This is a genomic window from Mycobacterium sp. DBP42 (assembly GCF_005924235.1).
Taxonomy (GTDB): Bacteria; Actinomycetota; Actinomycetes; order Mycobacteriales; family Mycobacteriaceae; genus Mycobacterium; species Mycobacterium syngnathidarum.
The window spans coordinates 122,888-143,417 of the sequence record NZ_VCMY01000005.1 but is presented as its reverse complement, the minus strand read 5'-3'; the positions used below and the strand labels follow the sequence as shown (position 1 = coordinate 143,417).

Sequence of the window (20,530 nt, the reverse complement as noted above, 5' to 3'; positions counted from 1 at the left end):
ATCGGACAACATGCGGACCACGGGTGTCAGCTTGGGCCAGCTGCTGTTGGCGCTGGACGCCACGCTGGTCCGGCTGGTGCAGGCCCCACGCGGGTTGGATCTGCCGGTGGCCTCGGCCGCGTTGATCGATTCCGATGACGTGCGCCTGGGTCTGGCGCCGTCCGCTGGGGCCGCCGACCTGTTCTTCCTGCTCGGTGTCTCCGAGAACGACGCGCTGCGGTGGGTCGAGCAGCAGAGCGCGCGCCGCGCGCCGACGGCGATCTTCATGAAGGAACCGTCGGCGGCGTTGGTCAGCCGGGCTGCAGCCGCAGGCACCGCCGTGGTCGCCGTCGATCCACGCGCCCGCTGGGAGCGCCTCTACCGGTTGGTCAACCACGTCTTCGAACACCACGGTGACGGCGCGCTGCATGATTCGGGCACCGACCTGTTCAGCCTCGCCCAATCGGTGGCAGAACGCACGCACGGCATGGTCAGCATCGAGGACGCCCAGTCGCACGTGCTGGCCTATTCGGCGTCCAGCGACGAGGCCGACGAGTTGCGGCGGCTGTCGATTCTCGGTCGGGCCGGCCCCCCGGAGCATCTGGCCTGGATCGCCCAGTGGGGCATCTTCGACGCGCTGCGTTCCCGGCCGGACGCGGTGCGAGTGGCCGAGCGTCCCGAACTCGGATTGCGCCCCCGGCTGGCGATCGGCATCTTCGCTCCGGCCGTCGACGAGCGCCGGGCCCCGGCCTTCATCGGCACCATCTGGGTGCAGCAGGGCAGCCGCCCGCTCGCCGACGATGCCGAAGACACCCTGCGGGGCGCCGCGGTACTGGCCGCGCGCATCATGGCGCGGTTGGCTGCCGCCCCGTCCACCCATGCGGTGCGGGTGCAGGAAGTGCTGGGATTGGGCGAGACAGACGCGCCCGTCGAAGTCGAGTTGATCGCCAGGGAACTGGGCGTGGCCCCCGGCGGCCGCGCGGCTGTCATCGGCTTCAGCGGCTGGGCCGGGGCTACCGACACCGGCGGCACCGCGAGCACCCGGCTCGCCGATGTCCTTGCCCTGAGCGCCAGCGCTTTTCGCCATGACGCACAGATGGCTTCGGTCGGTTCGCGCGTCTATGTGTTGTTCCCCAGCACCGGCAAGGCGGTGGCGTCGTGGGTACGGGGCACCGTGGCCGCCCTGCGCCCCGAGTTGGGCCTGCAGTTGCACGCCGTGATCGCGAGCCCGGTGCCCGGGTTGGCCGGTGCTGCCGACGCCCGCGCCGATGTGGACCGGGTGCTCGACACCGCTGAGCGTCATCCCGGCACGCTGGCCGCGGTCACCTCACTGGCCGAGGCGCGCACCACGGTGCTGCTCGACGAGATCGTCACCGCGATCGCCGCCGATGAGCGGCTGATCGACCCGCGGGTGCGCACCCTGCGCGCCGACGAGCCGGTGCTCGCCGAGACCTTGGGCGTGTACCTGGACTGCTTCGGCGATGTGGCGGCGGCGGCCCAGCATCTGCATGTGCACCCCAACACGGTGCGCTACCGGATCCGCCGGGTCGAGCAGCTGTTGGGGGCTTCGCTCAACGATGCCGACGTGCGGCTGCTGCTTTCGTTGGGCTTGCGGGCCACGGCGTGAGCCCGAGAATCGGTGCCGGGTCGAATCTGGTGCGTTCAGGCCCGCCGTTCGTCCCTGAGAATGGCATCGAGAACTGATGCGACGGGTTCGAACAAGGAGTTCGCGATGCTGGGGCTGGGCATACTGTGTTTCCTGCTTGCCGCCGCGTTGGTGTTCTTCGCGACGCGCCCCAAGCTCGCCTTCTACCTCGATGAAGGCTGGAAGTTCCGCGGAGAGACCGAGCCGTCGGACACCTACGTCGCGGTCAACGGTGTGGGGCGGATCATCGGGGCCGTCGTGGCTGTGGTCGTGGGCATCGCCTGCATCGGGCAGTATTTCGGCGAGAAGAGCGATGAGGGGGCCAAGCAGCAGCAATCCGACCTCTATGCCGCAGCACGGCAACGATGTGAGACGCAGGTCCGGCCGCGTTTCAATCAGACCATCAAGTGGGACAACGGCATGATCGCCAATCACCAAGAAGTGCAGGCACTTGCCGACGGGCTGGAGGTCGAGATCGAGTTCGTCAAGGACGCGGTGCGCAGGTCCGGCGGCCAGCCCAACACCCCGACGGAGAACATGTGGGTTCGGGACCGCACGCTGCCCAAGCACCACGACATGCTGTTGTACTACCACGGCGGCCTGCAGTCCCTGGGAAAATCGCAGCAGCCCACCGAATGCTCCATGGCCCGCCCGCCGTTGTGACAACGCCACTGCCCTGTCCATCGTTCGGTTGACAAACGAATCAGCCGTGAAGTCGTCCCGCTGAAGCGTCCGAAGCGGCACCGTAGGGGTATGACTACCGAAGCGATTCAGCAGGAATCCGAACATCCGTTTCTGAGCGGGAACTTCGCACCGGTGCATGACGAGGTCACGATCACCGACCTCACGGTCACCGGGACCATCCCGGACTATCTCGACGGGCGCTATCTGCGCACCGGCCCCAACCCGCTGCGAGCTCCCGATCCGCGGCGTCACCACTGGTTCCTGGGTGACGGCATGGCGCACGGGATCCGGCTGCGCGACGGCGCGGCAACCTGGTACCGCAACCGCTGGGTGCGGTCGTCCTCGATGACGCGCCAGCTCGGCGTGAAGTGGGCCGGCGGGGCGCACGCGGGCGGCTTCGATTTCCCGGCCAATACCAACATCATCGGCCACGCCGGCAAGACCCTGGTGCTCACCGAGGCCGGGGTGCGGCCCTACGAGCTCACCGAGGAACTCGACACGGTGGGCCCGTCCGATTTCTGCGGCACCCTGTTCGGCGGATTCACCGCACATCCCAAGCACGATCCGAAAACTGGTGAGCTGCACGCTGTTTCATACAATCCGTTGCGCGGCAACCTGGTGAGCTACACCGTCACCGGGGTGGACGGCCGGGTCCGGCGCACCGTCGATATCGCCTTGCCGGCGCACACGATGATGCACGACTTCACCCTCACCGAAAAGTACGTGGTGATCTACGACCTGCCGGTGGTGCTGGACCTGACGACCATGGTCAAGAGCGCTCCGGCGCGGGCAGCGGCGCGGCTGCTGACCGGGTTCGCCGCCCGGCATGCGGCACCGGACTTCGTGTTGCGTGCGGCGATGCGCGGTTCCGAGCGCGCCACGCTTCCGACTACGTCGATGCCGTATCGGTGGGCCCCCGAGCACGGTGCCCGCATCGGGGTGCTGCCGCGCGAGGGTGCGGCCGCCGACATCCGGTGGTTCGACGTGGCGCCGTGCTACGTCTTCCACGCCCTCAACGGTTACGACCAGACCGGGCCGGACGGCGAGCAGATCGTGCTCGATGTCGTGCGGCACCCGGCGGTGTTCACCACCGGGGACCGACTGTTCACCGACTCGATCACGTTGGACCGCTGGACCATTGACCTCCGCACCGGCCGGGTGCAGGAGCAGCGACTCGATGACGATGCCCAGGAGTTCCCCCGGATCGATGATCGACTCACCGGGCGGCCGCACCGGTACGGCTACACCGTCGGTTTTCCGTCCGAAGCGGGTGCGGCACCGTCCGCCCTCCTTCGCCACGACCTGCGCGACGGCACCACCGACCGGGTCGACTTCGGGCCCGGGCGCGAACCCGGCGAGTTCGTTTTCGTCCCGTCCGGACCCGAAGCCGACGAGAACGACGGCGTGGTGATGGGATTCGTCTACGACCGTGCCGAGAACCGCAGCGATCTCGTACTGCTGGATGCCGCCACCCTGGCACCCGTTGCCACCGTGCATATTCCGGTTCGGGTTCCGCACGGCTTCCACGGCAATTGGGTGGCCACCGACGTACCGTCCGGCCGCTAGCATCGGCAGATGACCGAAACCGGTCCACCTACGACACCGCGCCGCGTCAGAGGCGAACCGTCGGACTGGCATTGGATGTGGGAGAGCTACGTCTGCGGGTTGTGCGTCGCGGCGATCCTCGCGGTCGTGCTGCTGCGGCACACGTTCGGCGGCAATCTGCTGGTCGCCTGTGGTGCGCTCACCGCGATGGTGGTGGTCGTTCTGGTCTTCGGGCGCAACGTCATTCGCGCTGCGGATCCCATCACCGGTCCGGTCCGGGTACGGACGGCGGCGTTCGTGGCGGTGATGATCGGGCTGTGGCTCGTCGCGCTGCTGGCAGCACCACCGGCCGTCGCGGCGATTCCGGCGCTCTACCCGTTGGTATTCGCCACCCTGCCGCTGGCGGCGGCTCTGACACTGACCTTCCTGGTGACCCTGGCCCCGCTGGGCGTCGCCGTGGCCGCCCACGGAGCGGGATGGCCGAGTCTGCCCGCGGTGGCGGCGGTGACGCTGGTGGGCGCGGTGGCGGCGCCGGTCATCGGTACGACGATCATGACGACCCTGCGGCAGCGGCAACGGTTGACCGACACCGTCGCCGAGCTGGCGGCGAGCCGGGCACAGACCGCTCAGCTGTCCCGCGAGGCCGGGGTGGCCGCGGAGCGGGAGCGGCTGGCCCGCGAAATCCACGACACGCTGGCTCAGGGGTTCACCAGCATCGTGGCACTGGCCCAGGCCGTGCAGGCCGAGAGCGACAGCGATCCGGCCGCCGCCGCCCGCCATGTCGAACTCATCCGAACCACCGCGCGCGACAACCTGACCGAGGCCCGCACGATGGTGACCCGGCTGACCCCCGCCGCCCTGGAAGAGGGCTCCCTGTCGGCCGCGTTGCGTCGGCAGGCCAAGGGTCTGGCGGCCGAGACCGGTATCGCCGTCGACGTCCGGATCGACGACGATCTACCGCCGCTCGCGATGGCCACCGGCGTGGTGCTGCTGCGCAGCGCGCAGGAGGCGATGACGAACGTGCGCCGGCATGCCTGCGCGACCGAGCTGCACGTGCGGCTGCAGACGGCGCCGGATGGTGTCCGACTTTGCTTGTCCGACAACGGTATCGGCCTGCCCGCCGATCACGTCGAGGGGTTTGGCCTGCGCGGGATGCGGGCACGGCTGGACCAGGTCGGCGGTACGTTGACGCTGTCCAGGCCCGAAGGCGGCGGGGTGCGGGTCGTCGTGGCGGTGCCGGCATGACGACCGTGTTGTTGGTCGATGACCACCCCGTGGTTCGCGAGGGGCTGCGCGGCATGATCGACGCCGAGGACGATCTCAGCGTGATCGGTGAGGCCGGGTCCGGGGCCGAGGCGATCAGCCTGGCCCACACGCTGCGACCCGACGTCATCCTGATGGATCTGCGGATGCCCGGCATCGATGGCGTGACCGCCACGGCACGCATCCTGGCCGACAATCCGTCGACGCACATCGTCGTCGTCACCACCTACGAAAGCGACACCGACATCCTGCGCGCGGTCGAGGCCGGGGCGACCGGATACCTGCTCAAGGATGCGTCCCGCGTTGAGTTGGCCCGGGCAGTGCGCGATGCGGCGCGCGGCAAGACCGTGCTCGCCCCCGGGGTCGCCGATCGACTGGTGAACGCGGTGCGCTCACCGTCGGTGGCGCTGTCGACGCGTGAGGCCGAGGTGCTGGCCCTGGTGGGCACGGGCGCCACCAATGCCGATATCGGACGCGCCCTGCACATCAGCGAGGCCACGGTGAAGACGCACCTGCTGCGCGCATTCCACAAACTCGGGGTGTCCGACCGCACCGCGGCGGTCACCAAAGCCATGTCGCTGGGACTGCTGGGGTAGCGCTTCTCCGCGAGGGCTACGAGGCCAGCCGCGCGACGGCGGCGGCGATACGCTCGTCCGTCGCGGTCAGCGCGACCCGGACATGCCGTGCGCCGGCCGGCCCGTAGAACTCGCCGGGGGCCGCCAGGATCCCCCGCTCGGCCAACCACTTGACGGTGTCGCGGCACGGCTCGCCGCGGGTGGCCCACAGGTACAGCCCTGCCTCGGAGTGCTCCACGGTGAACCCGGCCGCCCGCATGGCGGGCAGCAGCGCTGCGCGGCGCTGCGCGTAGCGCTCCCGTTGGACGGCCTCGTGCTCGTCGTCGTCGAGGGCGGCCACCATCGCGGCCTGCACCGGCGTAGGCACCATCATCCCGGCGTGCTTGCGCACCGCGAGCAACTCGGCCACCACAGCAGGATCACCGGCGACGAACCCGGCGCGATAGCCCGCCAGTGAAGAGGTCTTGGACAGGGAGTGCACGGCCAGCAGCCCGGTGTGGTCACCGTCGCACACCGACGGGTGCAGCACGCTGAGCGGCTCGGCTTCCCAGCTCAGACCCAGATAGCACTCGTCCGACGCGATCAGTACGCCCCGGTCCCGGGCCCAGCCCACCACCTTGCGCAGGTGGTCGACCCCGAGCACGCGGCCCGTCGGGTTGCTGGGTGAGTTCAGGTAGATCAGCTCGGGCCGCTGCGGCCCGAGCTGGGTCAGCGAATCGGCCCGCAACACCTGTGCCCCGGCAAGCAGGGCGCCCACCTCGTAGGTGGGGTAGGCCAGTTCGGGGACGACGACGGTATCGCCGGCTCCGATCGCCAACAGGGTCGGCAGCCAGGCGATCAGCTCCTTGGTGCCGACCACCGGCAGTACCGCATCCGGCGCCAGGTCGGTGATGCCGTACCGGCGCCGCAGTGCGGCTTCGGCGGAGGCACGAAGGGCCGGGGTGCCGGCGGTCGTCGGATAGCCCGGAGACGAGCTGGCGGCGGCCAGCGCGTCGCGGATCACCGGCGCCACCGGATCAACCGGAGTGCCTACCGAAAGGTCGACGATTCCGTCGGGGTGCGAACGGGCCAGAGCGGTGACGTCGGCCAGGGTGTCCCAGGGGAACTCTGGCAGTACCGCTGAACGACGCTGTCGCACCACGTCAGTCTCGAAGCCGGCTTCGACCGCGCTCAGTCCTCGGCCTTGGCCGGCAGGTCCTTGATGGCCTGCGGGTCATTGTCGGTCTGGCCCACCTTGGAGGCACCGCCGGGTGAGCCCAGCTCGGAGAAGAAGTCAGCATTGGCCTGCGCGTAGCTGCTCCACTGGTCGGGGACGTCATCTTCGTAGTAGATGGCCTCGACCGGGCAGACCGGCTCGCATGCGCCGCAGTCCACACACTCGTCGGGGTGGATGTACAGCATGCGTGCACCCTCGTAGATGCAATCGACCGGGCACTCCTCGATACATGCCTTGTCTTTGACGTCGACGCAGGGTTCGGCAATGACGTACGTCACTGATGTCTCTCCTGTCCAGTGGGCTGCTGGGCTCGGTGTTCGGGGACTCTGATGAGTCGACGTCACAGTATGCGTTGCCCATACTTGGACGTTCGTCTCAGTGTGCCCTAACTTGACGCACCACCCATTTAAGGGTGGCGCGTAGTAACTGATACTAAACGTCGCAGATACACCTCGCCTAGTCGCCACGGCCGATTACTTGCACCCCGCCAACGCCACTCAACTAGTTGCATAGGACCGTCGGTCCCACCTACTCTGCCGACATGGGGCTGGCGTATCCGAACCTTCTATCACCGATGGACCTCGGGTTCACCACACTGCGCAACCGTGTGGTGATGGGCTCGATGCACACCGGCCTGGAGGATCGCGCCGGTGACACGGCGAAGCTGGCCGAGTACTTCGCCGAACGGGCCCGCGGCGGCGTCGGGCTCATCATCACCGGCGGCTATGCACCGAACAAGACCGGTTGGCTGCTGCCGTTCGCATCCCAACTCGTGTCCTCGTCCGAGGCCCGCCGCCATCGCCGCATCACCGGCGCCGTACACGAGGCAAACGGCAAGATCCTGCTGCAGATCTTGCACGCCGGACGCTATGCCTACCACCCACTTTCGGTCAGCGCATCCGCGATCAAGGCTCCCATCAACCCCTTCCGGCCCCGCGCGTTGCGCGACGTGAAAGGCACCATCAACGATTTCGTCCGCTGTGCACTGCTGGCTCGCGAGGCGGGCTATGACGGTGTCGAGATCATGGGCAGCGAGGGCTATCTGCTCAACCAGTTCCTGGCGCCGCGCACCAACAAACGCACCGACGCGTGGGGCGGCACCCCCGAGAAGCGCCGCCGATTCCCGGTCGAGATCGTGCGCCGGGTGCGCGAGGCGGTGGGCTCCGACTTCATCATCTGCTACCGGATGTCGATGGCCGACTACGTCGAGGACGGCCAGAGCTGGGACGAAATCGTCGCACTGGCAACGGAAGTGGAGGCCGCCGGAGCGACGATCATCAACTCGGGCTTCGGCTGGCACGAGGCCCGGGTGCCCACGATCGTCACCTCGGTGCCCAACAGCGCGTTCGTCGACATCAGCAGCGCGGTGGCCGAGCACCTCGCCATCCCGGTGGTGGCGTCCAACCGGATCAACATGCCGCAGACCGCCGAGCAGACCCTGGCCGATACGCATGTGCAGTTGATCTCGATGGCCCGGCCTTTCCTCAGTGACCCGGACTGGGTTCGCAAAGCAGCGGAGGAACGCGTCGACGAGATCAACACCTGCATCGCCTGCAACCAGGCCTGCCTCGACCACGCTTTCGTACACAAGAAGGTGTCGTGCCTGCTCAACCCGCGCGCCGGACGCGAGACCTCCCTGGTCCTGAGCCCCACCCGCCGCGCCCGCTCGGTCGCCGTCGTCGGGGCCGGGCCCGCCGGGTTGGCGGCAGCGGTCAGCGCCGCGCAGCGTGGGCACCGGGTGACCATGTTCGAGGCCGGATCGGTAATCGGCGGTCAATTCGACTTGGCCAGAAGGATTCCCGGTAAGGAAGAGTTCAACGAGACCATCCGGTACTACACCACCATGCTCGACAAGCTCGGGGTCGACGTGCGGTTGGGCGTCCGGGCCGGGGTCGACGACCTGACCAGCTTCGACGATGTGGTGCTGGCCAGCGGGGTCACGCCGCGACTGCCTGCCATCCCGGGGATCGACCATCCGAAGGTCCTCACCTATGCCCAGGCCATCACGGGTGCGCCTGTGGGCAACTCTGTGGCGGTGATCGGTGCCGGCGGAATCGGTTTTGACGTCAGCGAGTTCCTGACGACTGACCAATCACCGACACTCAACCTCAAGGAGTGGAAGGCCGAATGGGGTGCCGCCGACCCGCAGGAAGCACGCGGCGCACTCACCACTGCGCTGCCCGCCCCGGCCGTCCGCGAGGTGTACCTGCTGCAGCGCACCAAGGGTGCGCAGGGCCGCAACCTCGGCAAGACCAGCGGCTGGGTGCACCGAGCATCACTGAAAGCCAAAGGCGTACATCAGCTTTCCGGAGTCAACTACGAACTCATCGATGACGACGGTCTGCACATCAGCTTCGGTTCCGAGCACCGTGATCGGCGAGTTCTTCCCGTCGACAACGTGGTGATCTGCGCCGGGCAGGAATCTGTGCGCGATCTCGAAGATGCCCTGCACGGCGCCGGGATCGAGCCGCACATCATCGGTGGTGCTGCCATAGCAGCCGAACTCGATGCCAAACGTGCGATCAAGCAGGGCACGGAGTTGGCCGCGCGCCTGTAGGCGCAAACTAGCCGCGAGAGTCGATCACCTGCCGGGCGATTTCGACAAGCTTCGTGTTGCTGTCCTGTGACAACCGCCTGAGCATCTCGAAGGCTTGCACGTCGTCGACGTGGTAGCGCTCCATGATGATGCCCTTGGCCTGGCCGATCCGGTCCCGTGTGGTCAGCGCCGACGTCAGCTGGTCGGAATGTCTACTTGCCAACAGCGCCGCCGCGGCGTGCGCCGCCAGTACCGTGCCGATGGTCTCGGCTTCACTGTCCCAGGCCCTCGGCTGGAAACCGAACAGGTTCAGCGCACCGGCCGTCCGTTCAGCCGTATACAGCTTGAACGACAACCCGCTCAGCACACCGATCTCGGCTGCGATCTTCGAATACCTCGGCCAACGGGGTTCCTCACGGAAATCGTCGGTGCGGACCACGGTGTCGCCGAGGGCTGCCTCCATGCACGGGCCTTCCTGGTAGGTCACCTGCAGTTCGTCGAGCCGATACGGCAGCTCGCTGGTGCCCGCGAGCGAGTCCCACCTACCGCCGTCACCGACGAGCAAGATCCCCGCGGTGTCCACGCCCGGGATGAGCTCGGTGGCCGCCTTGGTGACGTCGGCGAGTATCTCCTCGACAGTGCGCGGAGCCGCGAGTGCGCGCGCGAGGTCTGCCATGCGCACGGCCAACTCGTGGCGCGGTAGCTCCACCATGCTTGCCAGGATGCCCGCCGACGCCGGGTTCCACACGACGTTTCGGGCGGACGTTTATGGCTGATTTGGAGGGGCAATCTGGTGTAGCAGGCGACGGCCATGGTCGACCATGGCCGTCGCCCAGGTCTCGCCGGTTCAGACCTCGAGCCGACGGGGCCGCCTGTTCACGGTGGCCCGGAAACAGAGCGCACCGCCGTCACGCAGGAGTGGCGCCGGCGGCCCGGCGCCACTCCTCCATGTCACGGGTGGGGTGAGTCAGGCCTGCTTGACGGCCTCGATCTCGAGCGTGATGGTGACCTTGTCGCCCACGACGGTGCCGCCGGTCTCCAGCGGCATGTCGATGTCGATGCCGAAATCCTTGCGGTTCAACACAACCGAGGCTTCGAAGCCGGCCACCGGGCCCTGGCCCATGCCCGGGTTGACACCGTTGAACTCGAGCTTGAGTGAAACCGGCTTGGTCACGCCCTTGAGGGTGAAGTCGCCGTCGACGATGTAGTCGTCACCGTCGGGATGCACGCCGGTCGACACGAAGGTGGCGGACGGGTAGTTCTCGGCGTCGAAGAAGTCTGCGGAGCGCACGTGGGCGTCGCGCTGCTCGTTGCGGGTGTCGATCGAGGTGACGTCGATGGTGGCGCTGACCGAGGGGGTTCCGTCCTCGGCAACGACGACGGCGCCGCTGAACGTCTCGAAGCTGCCACGGACCTTGCTCACCATCAGGTGACGGACCGAAAAGTTGATCGAGGAATGCACGGGGTCGATGGCCCAGGTACCCGCGGTCAGGTCGGTGGCTACTGCGACGGTCATGGTGTCTCTCCTTGGTTCGAGCGCCGGGCGGTCCGGCACCTTCACCAAGCACTAACCGGACCGTGGTCCGATTGAATTCCCGATTTCTCGCGAATTTCTTCTCGATCTTGAAACCGGCGGCGCATCATGCTGGGATCAGCAATTTTCGTTGCAGTCAATTACAAGATGGGAAACCGCTGGTATGCGCCTACTCGCCCTCATCCTGACGTCTGCCGCAGCAACAAGCTCACTACTCGCGGCGCCCGTCGCCGGCGCCTACCCGAATTGCGCTGCGGCCCGCGCCGCGGGTGCCGCGCCCATCTACGCCGGGCAGCCCGGGTACAGCTCGAAACTCGACCGCGACGGCGACGGGGTCGCCTGCGAGACCGGAGGCGGCTCAGTTTCCGGCGCAGGCTCGGCTTCCGGCAGCGACTACACCACCGTGGTCATCTGGACCGGCGCCAACTGCATCGACATCACCGCACCATCCGGTTCTGCGGGCACCCTGCAAACCGGGTCGCACTGCGGTGGCAAAGCGACGTTGTTCAGTTCCGGTGTCGGCGACCAGATGATCGGAGCCGATCCGGTCATCGGCGATGCCGCGAGCCTGTCATGCGAGATTCTCAGCGGTCGGTTGATGGATTAGGGCATGGCCGGCGACGGGCACGATGTGAACTGCCTGACGCGCGTAAACGCACTCTCGTTACGCTCGCGGTGCCTGCTCAAGCCGCGAGTGGCGAGTAGTCCGTGGTGCGCTGACGGGCCGGGCGGCCGATACCTTCGGCGATCGCGACAAGTTCGGCCACGGTCTTGGCTGAGCCGTTCTCCGAGCCGGCCATCCGGGAGATGGTCTCCTCCATCAACGTGCCGCCCAGGTCATTGGCGCCGCCGCGCAGCATCACCTGCGTGCGCTCCACGCCGAGCTTCACCCAGGACGTCTGGATCGACGGGATCCTGCCGTGCAACATGATCCGGGCCAATGCGTGCACGGCACGGTTGTCGCGGTGTGTCGGTCCGGGACGCGCGCCGCCGGCCAGATAGAGCGGTGAGGACTGATGCACGAACGGCAGCGGCACGAACTCGGTGAAACCGCCCGTGCGGTCCTGGATTCCGCGCAACACGTTCAAGTGCCCGACCCAGTGCTTGGGGGTGTCGACGTGGCCGTACATCATCGTCGACGACGAGCGCAGCCCCACCTCGTGCGCGGTGGTGACCACGTTGATCCATTCCGAGGTCGGCAGCTTGCCCTTGGTCAGGACCCAGCGGACCTCGTCGTCGAGGATCTCGGCGGCCGTACCCGGGATGGTGTCCAGGCCGGCCTCACGCAGGCTGGTCAACCACTCCCGAACCGACAGCCCGCTGCGGGTGACACCATTGGCGATCTCCATGGGGCTGAAGGCATGCACGTGCATCGACGGCACCCGCGCCTTGACCGCCCGGACCAGATCGGCATAGCCGGTGACGGGAAGCTCCGGGTCGATGCCGCCCTGCATGCACACTTCGGTGGCACCGGCGACGTGGGCCTCCCAGGCCCGGTCGGCGACCTCGTCGGTGGACAGCGAGTAGGCGTCGGCGTCGCCCTTGCGCTGCGCGAAGGCGCAGAACCGGCAGCCGGTGTAGCAGATGTTGGTGAAGTTGATGTTGCGATTGACGACGAACGTGACGTCGTCGCCGACGGTATCGCGACGCAACGAATCCGCCAGGGCGGCAACAGCTTCCAGCGCCGGACCGTCGGCAGTGGCCAACGCGAGGTACTCGTCGTCGCTGCAGCCACCCGGATCGCGTTCGGCCGAGCGCAGCGCGGCCAGCACATCGGTGTCGATGCGTTCGGGGGCCCGGGCGGCGAGCTCGTGCACCTTGGCGCGAATCGACTCCCAGTCCCCGAACGCACTGTCGAGGTCGCTACGGGTATCGGTGAGCCGGCCCTCCGAGTCGATCGCGGTGTGCAGATCGATGCGGCCCAACGATTCTGATGCTTCGTCGGGTTCCTGCCACGGCCGCCCGACCGGGATGACGTCGAGCGCGAACCCCGTGTCAGGGTCGGCCAGCGCATCGACGTGCCCGCGCACCCGCGGATCGATCCAGGCAGCGCCGGCTTGCACGTACTGCGGTTGAGCGGTCAGCCGCTGCACCAGGTCGTAGCCGGCCTGCGCGGTGACGTCGGCCAGATCGTCCAGTGCCGGCCACGGCCGCTCCGGGTTGACGTGATCGGGGGTCAGCGGTGACACCCCGCCCCAATCGTCGACACCGGCACCGATCAGGGCCAGGCATTCCTGCCGCGACACCAGGTTCGGCGGCGCCTGAATACGCATCTTGGGCCCCAGCACCAGGCGCGTCACCGCGATCGTCGCGATGAAATCGTCGATCCCGGCATCCGGGCTCGACGCCATCGCGGTGTGATCCTTGGCCCGGAAGTTCTGCACGATAACTTCCTGAACGTGCCCGAACTCCTTGTGAGACTTACGGATTGCGTGCATCGTCTCGGCACGCTCGGTCAGCGTCTCGCCGATACCGACCAGCAGTCCCGTGGTGAACGGGATCGACAAACGGCCGGCGTCGTCCAGGGTGCGCAACCGAACCGCCGGATCCTTGTCCGGGCTGCCGTAATGGGCCTCGCCCTTGACCTCGAACAGACGCCGTGACGTGGTCTCCAGCATCATGCCCATCGAAGGAGCGACAGGCTTGAGCCGGGAGAGCTCCGACCAGCTCATCACGCCTGGGTTCAGGTGCGGCAGCAGACCGGTCTCTTCGAGCACCCGGATCGCCATGGCCCGCACGTAGTCCAGCGTGGAGTCATAGCCCCGCTCATCGAGCCATCGGCGGGCATCGTCCCAGCGCTCCTCAGGGCGGTCGCCAAGGGTGAACAGAGCCTCCTTACAACCCAGCTCGGCACCTTGGCGCGCCACGTCGAGGATCTCGTCGGGCTCCATATACATGCCCATGCCCTGTGCGCGCAGCTTGCCGGGCACGGTGACGAACGTGCAGTAGTGGCAAGTGTCGCGGCACAGATGCGTCACCGGGATGAACACCTTGCGCGAGTAGCTGACCGGCAACCGGCCGGCGGAACCACGCCGGCCGGCCGATTCCAGACCCGCGTCCCGCACCCGGGCGGCGCTGGAACACAGATCAGTCAAATCTGCGCCACGGGCGGTCAGGGCGATGGCGGCCTCGTCGACATTGAGCGTCACGCCGTCACGGGCCCGGCGCAGCACGCGCCGCAGGGCCGCCGAACTGGTCGGCGTGCTGGGCGCCGTGGATCTCGGTGGGACGGCCGGGGTGGGCAGATCAGCGCCGTGCTGGGGGTTTAGAGCCACTTTCGTGTAACCCCGTCGTTGTGCACGATCATCCACGCGTCTCACATTCTGAAACCAATCCGCCCGGCATACCGGCCACAGTAACCCCAGTGGGTTTCCGCAGTGCGGCGCCCTTAGTGGACACACAACTTAAAGGTGCGACGATCGCCTCGCCGACCGCGTAAGTTGATCCCGTCGGGAAAGGGGATACCGAAGGAGTTGCGATGTCCACAAGTGTTCGTTCGTATCTAGTGGCAGGTGCTGCCGCGGCCACCGCCACGGCCATCGCCCTCACCCCCGTTCAGGCAGCCCCGGCCGATATCGCCGTCCCCGCCCACCCGACTTCCGCCGAGCCCCAGCTGACCCAGGCGATGATCGATCTGCTCGCCGCGGCCAGCCGGATGACGGCCGCGGTGACACCCAAGGTTCCCGACCAGACCGGTGCGGCACCCGCGCTGGGATTTGCGCCCGCCGCCGCGACGACGGGCGAGGTCGGCGTCCAGAACGCGGCGAGCGATTGGTTGACCTCGGGCTACCAGTTCATCCAGGCCTGGGTCGACTGGGGCGTGGAATACGCACAGGACATTGCCTACTGGCTGGGCGGCTGGGGGGTGCCGTTCGCCGGTTTGATCGGCGACCAGATCGGCATCTTCTACAACTACCTGATTGAGCCGATCGCCAACGCCGTGTTCTACGACGCGATCGTTCCCATCGTCAACAATCCGCTGAATCTCGGGGTTTGGATCAACGGCATCGGCAGCGCGATCGGATCCTCGGTCGCCGAAGCCGTCAACTTCGGCGTCGAAGAATTCAATTACTTCTTCGGCTGGATCTTCCCGCCGCTGCCGCCACCATTCCCCACGCTGGCCACCACTCAGACGTTGGCCGCCGCGCCGGGCGCCCTGTTCCCGGGTGTGCGCGAGTTGGTCGGCGATGTCGTGCTGCCGCCGGCAGACCTCATCACCAACGTCGCGGTGAACACGGTCGACGGTGCCTACAACGTCGTCCACAACGCGGCCGACTTCGTCGTGGGCGGCGCCGAGAACGCGTTGGATGCGCTGCGCCTGAACTTCATCAGCAGGCAGATCGACATCAACTACACACTGATCAGCGCGCTGTCCCAGCAGGGCGTCGACCTGACCACCGATCTGATGCAGGTTCCGGATCGCTACCTCAATGACGTGCTGACCCAGAACCAGGGGATTCTCGAGGCGCTCGGCACCGAAGCCCGCTTCGTCGGCAACAGCATCACCAGCCACGGCAGCAACGCGCTCAATGCGGTCGGTGAGTACGTCGACAATCAGATCGACTACTTCACCCCCGGCCGCCTGGCCACCGACACCGACACCAAGGAGGTGACGAGCGTTCCGCCGTCGGCGCGTGCGTCGTTGGTGTCCACGCCCGCGCCGGCCGAGACTCCGGCAGAGACGCCGGCCGAGGATGTCGACACTGTCGCAGGTGCCGCGCAGGACCGCGCGAAAGACCGTGCGGCCCGAGTGCGGACACGGGTGCAGGCAGGGGTCGAAGACGCGGTCACCGCATCGAAGAAGGCCAGTGATGACACGCGCGACGCGGTCAGGAACACAGTGCGGAATCTGACCCCGAAGCCCAAGACCAAGGCCACGCCCAAGGCCAACGAGAAGGCATCTACGGCCGCCGGGAGCCAGTCGGCAGACAAGGGCAAGTCGGGCAGCGCCAAGAAGGGCACCAAGAAAGACAAGAAGTAGGTCAGCGACGGTAATGCCGTCGCAGCATCGCCGCCGGTGGTAACGCGCCGGCGGCGATGAATATCAGCGAGCCATACGCCATCAGCCCAGGGCCGGCGAAGATGAGGTCGCTGCCCGGCCCACCGAATGTCATCGCAACGACGGCCGCCAGCCAAGTCCACAGCGGCAGCGCCGCTATCCGTATGGAATCGGTCCAGTACGTGGCAGCCCACACGAGAGCGGTGTTGAGTGCTCCGGCAGCCAGTGCGCTCACCGGAAATGGGATCGATCCGATATATGACGGCAGCAGGAGCGCACCTACGACGGCCGAAATGACGCCGTCAACCGCGAGCAGTGCCAGGACGATGCGACCCAGCACGAGGTCCGAGGGCGGGGTCAGGTCGGGATGCTGTCGAGCAGACCGACAAGCGAACCCACCACCCACTGGAAGTTGTCCGCGCGGTCCTGCCAGTGCTGCAGGTTCGGATCCAGATCGGGGTCCATGAATGTCCCTTCGACGCCTCTGATTCACCGGAGCTTACCGCGTCCAGTTTCGGCTATTGCAGATTCAGTCCGGTCAGCAGGTCGGTTTCCCAGCCACGCTGGTCGCGCTCCCCCGCGTCGCCCGAGACAAGCACGTAGTGCTCCTCACCGAGCAGCGGCAGGGCGAGATTGTTCGACAGCGCGAATGCGGTGCCGTCCGGATCCACGGTGACCTGGGTGGCGTGCGCGCGCATCGCCGCAACCTTGGCCGGCAGCTGGGCGGCGGCGTCGACGACAGCATCGATCTTGTCGTCGGCGTACCCGAACGGGACATCGCCCACGTCGATCCGGATCCAGTCCTCGGGAACGTCCCGCAGGCCCTGCAGGCCGGCGCGCATCGCAGAACTCGCCATCACCGTCCAATAGAACTTCGGGACTTTCCAGCCGGCCGCCGCGACGGCCGCAGTGGTGACGCGGTGAGCCTGTTTGTGGTCAGGATGCCCGTACCCGCCGTCGGGGTCGTAGGTGACCACGACGTGCGGTCGTAGCTTCTCGATGATCTGCACCAGTTCGCCGACCGCCTCGTCGAAATCGGCATCGATGAATCGTTGTTGCTTGCGCTGCGGTGAACCTTCCATGCCCGAGTCGCGCCAGCGGCCGGGCCCGCCGAGGAACTGCGGCGCACCGATACCGAGCGCGCTCAACGCCTTCGTCAGTTCGCTGATCCGATACCCGCCGAGTTGATCGGCATGGTCTACGGCCAACCGCGCGTAGCGGTCCCCGATGACCTCTCCCTCTTCACCGAGGGTGCACGTCACCACGTGCACATCGGCGCCCAGCGCGGCGTAATGCGCGATCGTGGCACCGGTCGTGAGGGTTTCGTCGTCCGGATGGGCGTGGACGAATAGCAGACGGGGCGTTTCGCTGGGCATCGTGACCGACGATAGCCGGGGACCGACGGTGGCGCGAGAAGACCTACGTCACCGGCTTTGACGCACAACGCTGACGAATCCGGGTATCGCGCATACATTCACACCGTGACCCGCCGTGAGCTTGAGTTCGGCTGCAGCATCGTCATCGTCGGGTTGTTGGCGGGCCTGGCAGGCATGGCGACGACAGTTCTCCTGCATTTCATCGAACACCTCACCTACGCGTTCACGTTCGGCTCACTGCTCGACGGGGTCACCGGCAGCAGCCCGGTGCGCCGGGCCGTCGGCCCGATGATCGGCGGCGCGCTGGCCGGGTTCGGCTGGTGGATTCTGCGACGTCACCATGAGGTGCCTGCGTTGGCCTCGACCATCTCGAATCACCGTGCCATCCCCCGGGTTTCGATGACGCTCGACGCGGCGCTACAGGTTCTGGTGGTGGGTTCCGGCGCATCCCTGGGTCGTGAGGGCGCACCCCGCCAAGTTGCCGCGGTACTCGGGGACGTCGGCACCTCGCGGTGGGCACTCACACCCCACGACCGCGAGATTCTGCTCGCCTGCGCCGCGGGGGCCGGCCTGGGTGCGGTGTACAGCGTGCCGATCGGCGGGGCCTTGTTCGCGATCCGGATCATGATGCACACCTGGCACCCACGGGCCGTCGGGGCCGCGTTGATCACTTCGGCGTTGGCGGTCGCGGTCGCGGCACCCGTGACACATGTTCGGGCTCCGCTGGAGTGGCCGGACCCCAGCCTGTCGTATTTTCTGACCGGTTTCGCGTTGGCACTGGCGCCGCTGGCGTTCGCGGTGGGCACGGCTTTCGACCGGATCATGGCGTCGGCGCGACCCGCGGTCGCCCCCACGTCATGGCTGATCATTCCGGGCATTGCCGCGGCCGGTCTGCTCGTCGGTATCGGTTCGGTGTGGTGGCCAGAGCTGCCGGGCAATGGCAAGAGCATCCTGACGGTCAGTCTCGCCAGCGGTATGACGCTCGGATCTGCCGCGGTGATCCTGCTCTTGAAGCCCGTCCTCACGGCACTGTTCCTGCGAGCCGGCGCGGTGGGCGGCATGCTCACGCCGGCGTTGGCGACCGGCGCAGCGCTGGGATCGCTCATCGCTCTGTCGATCAACACCTTGGACATTCGACCTGTCAGCGTCGCTGCGGTCTCACTGACCTGTGCGGCCGGAGTGCTTGCGGTGACGCAGCGCGCCCCGATATGGGCCGCGTTGTTCGTGTGGGAGTTGGCGCGGCCGCCGCTGTGGGTGTTGCTGCCATTCCTTGCCGCCGCACTGGCCGCTCACGGGCTGCAATCGGTAGCGGAGCGGCGCGACGAGGTGATGGTCGAATGAGCGACACCAGGGCAAACCGCGGGCAACGAAATCCGTAGTTTTCGGAACTGACCGAGGCTGCCACTTAGTTGCCAACGCAAGCACGGTGCGAATACCGGGACCACCGGTCTCATTAGTGGTCGGCGCCTCATCCCCGCGCTGGTTGTTTTACAGATCACACCCACGTGTCCAGTGTGCGCGCGCTAACTCCCGTGCCGGTATCACCGGAACATTACCGCTGGGTAACCCAGCCGCGTTTGCCCCCGACGCCTTCGCTGGCAATCAACTGACACCTCCAGTCAAATATTTGCTACAGCCGACCTATCACAGCGCCCAATATCGCTACCACGGGTCTCGCAACCAATGGGTCTCACCTAGTAAAATACGTACTACCAGCAATATCGCAGATACCCAGAGTTCATTTGCGGAGCAGGCTGCGGGTTACTGCGACCTGAAAACTAGTTAAGAAACTTTGCAGACAACCGAACTTACTTTGGGGTAACTTCTGCGCCGACCTTAGTTACGTCGCCGTAAGGAGATCCCATGCAACTCGTCGCTCGGTCATACCTGGCCGCGGGGGTGGCACTCGTCGGTGCCAGCGCCATCGCAGTCAGCCCCATGGCGCCAACCGTCCCGGAGGTGCACGTACCGGTGGCTCTCACGGCGGCCATCGACAACCCGGTGACCGTATTCGAGCCAGTGGCCGCCGCGACGCAGACGCTGATCAGCAACATCATCGAACGCCAGACCACCAACCCTGCCCCGATCCCGCGGCAGCTCGTCGACAACGCGGTCGGCGGATACCAGGCGTTCCTGACCACACCCCCGGTTTATGCCATTGCGCAGGCCCTCGCGGGAGTGGTCATCACGGCCCAGGAGTTCGGCCCCAACCTGGCCGCGCTCGGGGAAACCACGTCTGCGGCCGGGACTGCTCTCAGTGAAGCGCTGAGCGAGTTGGCCGCCGGCCTGCCGGCCGGCCTCGAGGCGGCGGCTGCCAAGATCGCCGCCGGTGACGCCGGTGGCGCCCTCGACGGCCTCGTGCTGGACGGGATGCAGCCCATCATCAACATCTTGATCTTCGCGGTGTCCCCCGAGATCAACGCCATCGGGCACGTACTCAACGTCCCGCAGCCGCTCATCAACGCTGTATCGGAGAGCACACTCGGGTTGGTGATCGGACTGGCTGCCGCAACGGTCGGCGTCGGGTATGACCTGGACGGTGAGCCGAGAGCCATTCTGAAGCAGGCACTCGTCGGGGCCCAGGACGTCGCGAACGCCGTCGCCACCGGCGATCCGACCAAGGTCGTCAATGCCGTGCAGCACGGCATCGCCGACTTCGCCACGAGCGTGATCCGTCAAACCGATGCGACGATCTCGATGGGCAACTACATCGAGGACACCTTCGTCGACGCCCTCAAACAACTCAAGCCCAAGCCGTTCACCCCACCGGATGTCACCATCCCGACTGCCAAGGCGCTGGCCGCCCCGGCCCCCGCTGCGATCGAAGTCGCGGCGCCGAAGGCCGAGCAACCCGAATCGACTCCAGTGAGCAACGCCGACACTGCTTCTGGCGTCGAAACCGGGACTGCCACCGCACCGGAAGCCGACGCTTCGGATGCCACCGCCAACACCAAAGCCTCGACCAAGCTGTCGATGAAAGCCTCCCCCAAGGCCGCCAAGGGGCAGTCGAAGGCGAACTCTGCCAAGACAGTCCGCGCCCAGGTCAAGTCCACGGTCAAGAAGCTGACCGACGGCCTCAAGAAGGACAAGCCCAGCACCCCCAAGAAGGCCGAGTCGTCCCGCGGTTCCGCCAAGGGCGCCGACAACAACTAACCCACCGCACCACCGGCAGGGCCCC

17 protein-coding genes are annotated in these 20,530 nt (G+C 67.0%); 10 read left to right on the top strand and 7 right to left on the bottom strand.

Annotated elements, in window-relative coordinates:
• The first annotated feature begins 10 nt into the window (after nt 1-10).
• The 5 genes from E0T84_RS08345 (at nt 11) to E0T84_RS08325 (ending at nt 5,712) form a co-directional block, all read left to right on the top strand.
• Nucleotides 11-1,606, top strand: a complete 1,596-nt coding sequence (locus E0T84_RS08345) for a CdaR family transcriptional regulator (RefSeq protein WP_070185039.1) — start codon at nt 11-13, stop codon at nt 1,604-1,606.
• 60 nt (nt 1,607-1,666) lie between these two features.
• Nucleotides 1,667-2,287 (top strand): DUF6199 family natural product biosynthesis protein, encoded by a 621-nt coding sequence (locus E0T84_RS08340; RefSeq protein ID WP_070185038.1) that lies wholly within the window; start codon nt 1,667-1,669, stop codon nt 2,285-2,287.
• A 90-nt stretch (nt 2,288-2,377) separates the two neighbouring features.
• Entirely contained in the window at nt 2,378-3,874 is a 1,497-nt protein-coding gene (locus tag E0T84_RS08335; RefSeq protein WP_070185037.1) for a carotenoid oxygenase family protein, read from the top strand.
• 9 nt (nt 3,875-3,883) lie between these two features.
• Nucleotides 3,884-5,098, top strand: a complete 1,215-nt coding sequence (locus E0T84_RS08330) for a sensor histidine kinase (RefSeq protein WP_070185036.1) — start codon at nt 3,884-3,886, stop codon at nt 5,096-5,098.
• A complete protein-coding gene (locus E0T84_RS08325; RefSeq protein WP_070185035.1) occupies nt 5,095-5,712 on the top strand; it encodes a response regulator transcription factor in 618 nt (205 codons plus the stop codon). The genes E0T84_RS08330 and E0T84_RS08325 overlap by 4 nt, the downstream gene beginning before the upstream one ends.
• A 16-nt stretch (nt 5,713-5,728) precedes the next feature.
• Here E0T84_RS08325 and dapC read toward each other — a convergent pair whose 3' ends face one another.
• Together dapC and fdxA are read right to left on the bottom strand one after the other, a co-directional pair.
• Nucleotides 5,729-6,832 carry a succinyldiaminopimelate transaminase gene (dapC, locus tag E0T84_RS08320; RefSeq protein ID WP_070185034.1) on the bottom strand — a complete coding sequence of 368 codons (1,104 nt, stop codon included), beginning with the start codon at nt 6,830-6,832 and terminating at the stop codon, nt 5,729-5,731.
• Between the two features lie 29 nt (nt 6,833-6,861).
• Nucleotides 6,862-7,185: a ferredoxin gene (fdxA, locus tag E0T84_RS08315; protein ID WP_036448192.1), complete on the bottom strand. Its 324-nt coding sequence runs from the start codon at nt 7,183-7,185 to the stop codon at nt 6,862-6,864.
• A 263-nt stretch (nt 7,186-7,448) separates the two neighbouring features.
• Between fdxA and E0T84_RS08310 the strand changes: the two genes are divergently transcribed.
• Nucleotides 7,449-9,464, top strand: coding sequence for an NADPH-dependent 2,4-dienoyl-CoA reductase (locus tag E0T84_RS08310; RefSeq protein WP_110764882.1), 2,016 nt, complete (start codon nt 7,449-7,451; stop codon nt 9,462-9,464).
• A 7-nt stretch (nt 9,465-9,471) separates the two neighbouring features.
• On the opposite strand, the gene E0T84_RS08305 is transcribed toward E0T84_RS08310, so the two are convergent.
• Entirely contained in the window at nt 9,472-10,155 is a 684-nt protein-coding gene (locus E0T84_RS08305; RefSeq protein WP_070185043.1) for a GAF and ANTAR domain-containing protein, read from the bottom strand.
• Nucleotides 10,156-10,410: 255 nt separating this feature from the next.
• Entirely contained in the window at nt 10,411-10,959 is a 549-nt protein-coding gene (locus tag E0T84_RS08300) for a YceI family protein (RefSeq protein ID WP_070185033.1), read from the bottom strand.
• 181 nt (nt 10,960-11,140) lie between these two features.
• On the opposite strand from E0T84_RS08300, the gene E0T84_RS32685 reads away from it, so the two are divergent.
• A complete protein-coding gene (locus tag E0T84_RS32685; protein ID WP_070185032.1) occupies nt 11,141-11,584 on the top strand; it encodes an excalibur calcium-binding domain-containing protein in 444 nt (147 codons plus the stop codon).
• Between the two features lie 76 nt (nt 11,585-11,660).
• Here the strand turns inward: E0T84_RS32685 and E0T84_RS08290 are convergent, their stop codons facing one another.
• Nucleotides 11,661-14,252 (bottom strand): bifunctional FO biosynthesis protein CofGH, encoded by a 2,592-nt coding sequence (locus E0T84_RS08290; RefSeq protein ID WP_070185042.1) that lies wholly within the window; start codon nt 14,250-14,252, stop codon nt 11,661-11,663.
• A 203-nt stretch (nt 14,253-14,455) separates the two neighbouring features.
• Between E0T84_RS08290 and E0T84_RS08285 the strand changes: the two genes are divergently transcribed.
• A complete protein-coding gene (locus E0T84_RS08285) occupies nt 14,456-15,958 on the top strand; it encodes a hypothetical protein (protein WP_131823386.1) in 1,503 nt (500 codons plus the stop codon).
• 1 nt (nt 15,959) lies between these two features.
• Here E0T84_RS08285 and E0T84_RS08280 read toward each other — a convergent pair whose 3' ends face one another.
• Together E0T84_RS08280 and mshB are read right to left on the bottom strand one after the other, a co-directional pair.
• Nucleotides 15,960-16,382 carry a hypothetical protein gene (locus E0T84_RS08280; RefSeq protein WP_070188532.1) on the bottom strand — a complete coding sequence of 141 codons (423 nt, stop codon included), beginning with the start codon at nt 16,380-16,382 and terminating at the stop codon, nt 15,960-15,962.
• 112 nt (nt 16,383-16,494) lie between these two features.
• Nucleotides 16,495-17,352: an N-acetyl-1-D-myo-inositol-2-amino-2-deoxy-alpha-D-glucopyranoside deacetylase gene (gene mshB / locus E0T84_RS08275; protein ID WP_070188531.1), complete on the bottom strand. Its 858-nt coding sequence runs from the start codon at nt 17,350-17,352 to the stop codon at nt 16,495-16,497.
• Nucleotides 17,353-17,457: 105 nt separating this feature from the next.
• Here mshB and E0T84_RS08270 point away from each other — a divergent pair, with 105 nt between their 5' ends.
• Together E0T84_RS08270 and E0T84_RS08265 are read left to right on the top strand one after the other, a co-directional pair.
• The gene (locus tag E0T84_RS08270; RefSeq protein WP_070188540.1) at nt 17,458-18,693 is read left to right on the top strand and encodes a chloride channel protein; all 1,236 of its coding nucleotides are present in this window, start codon (nt 17,458-17,460) and stop codon (nt 18,691-18,693) included.
• A gap of 522 nt (nt 18,694-19,215) precedes the next feature.
• Nucleotides 19,216-20,505, top strand: coding sequence for a hypothetical protein (locus E0T84_RS08265; RefSeq protein ID WP_070188530.1), 1,290 nt, complete (start codon nt 19,216-19,218; stop codon nt 20,503-20,505).
• The last annotated feature ends 25 nt before the right edge of the window (nt 20,506-20,530 follow it).

Bases quoted from the DNA above. Each gene is read 5' to 3' on its own strand.
- E0T84_RS08345 (WP_070185039.1), top strand. From the start codon at position 11: ATGCGGACCACGGGTGTCAGCTTGGGCCAGCTGCTGTTGGCGCTGGAC.
- E0T84_RS08340 (WP_070185038.1), top strand. From the start codon at position 1,667: ATGGCATCGAGAACTGATGCGACGGGTTCGAACAAGGAGTTCGCGATG.
- E0T84_RS08335 (WP_070185037.1), top strand. From the start codon at position 2,378: ATGACTACCGAAGCGATTCAGCAGGAATCCGAACATCCGTTTCTGAGC.
- E0T84_RS08330 (WP_070185036.1), top strand. From the start codon at position 3,884: ATGACCGAAACCGGTCCACCTACGACACCGCGCCGCGTCAGAGGCGAA.
- E0T84_RS08325 (WP_070185035.1), top strand. From the start codon at position 5,095: ATGACGACCGTGTTGTTGGTCGATGACCACCCCGTGGTTCGCGAGGGG.
- E0T84_RS08310 (WP_110764882.1), top strand. From the start codon at position 7,449: ATGGGGCTGGCGTATCCGAACCTTCTATCACCGATGGACCTCGGGTTC.
- E0T84_RS08305 (WP_070185043.1), bottom strand. From the start codon at position 10,155: ATGGTGGAGCTACCGCGCCACGAGTTGGCCGTGCGCATGGCAGACCTC.
- E0T84_RS08300 (WP_070185033.1), bottom strand. From the start codon at position 10,959: ATGACCGTCGCAGTAGCCACCGACCTGACCGCGGGTACCTGGGCCATC.
- E0T84_RS32685 (WP_070185032.1), top strand. From the start codon at position 11,141: ATGCGCCTACTCGCCCTCATCCTGACGTCTGCCGCAGCAACAAGCTCA.
- E0T84_RS08285 (WP_131823386.1), top strand. From the start codon at position 14,456: ATGTCCACAAGTGTTCGTTCGTATCTAGTGGCAGGTGCTGCCGCGGCC.
- mshB (WP_070188531.1), bottom strand. From the start codon at position 17,352: ATGCCCAGCGAAACGCCCCGTCTGCTATTCGTCCACGCCCATCCGGAC.
- E0T84_RS08265 (WP_070188530.1), top strand. From the start codon at position 19,216: ATGCAACTCGTCGCTCGGTCATACCTGGCCGCGGGGGTGGCACTCGTC.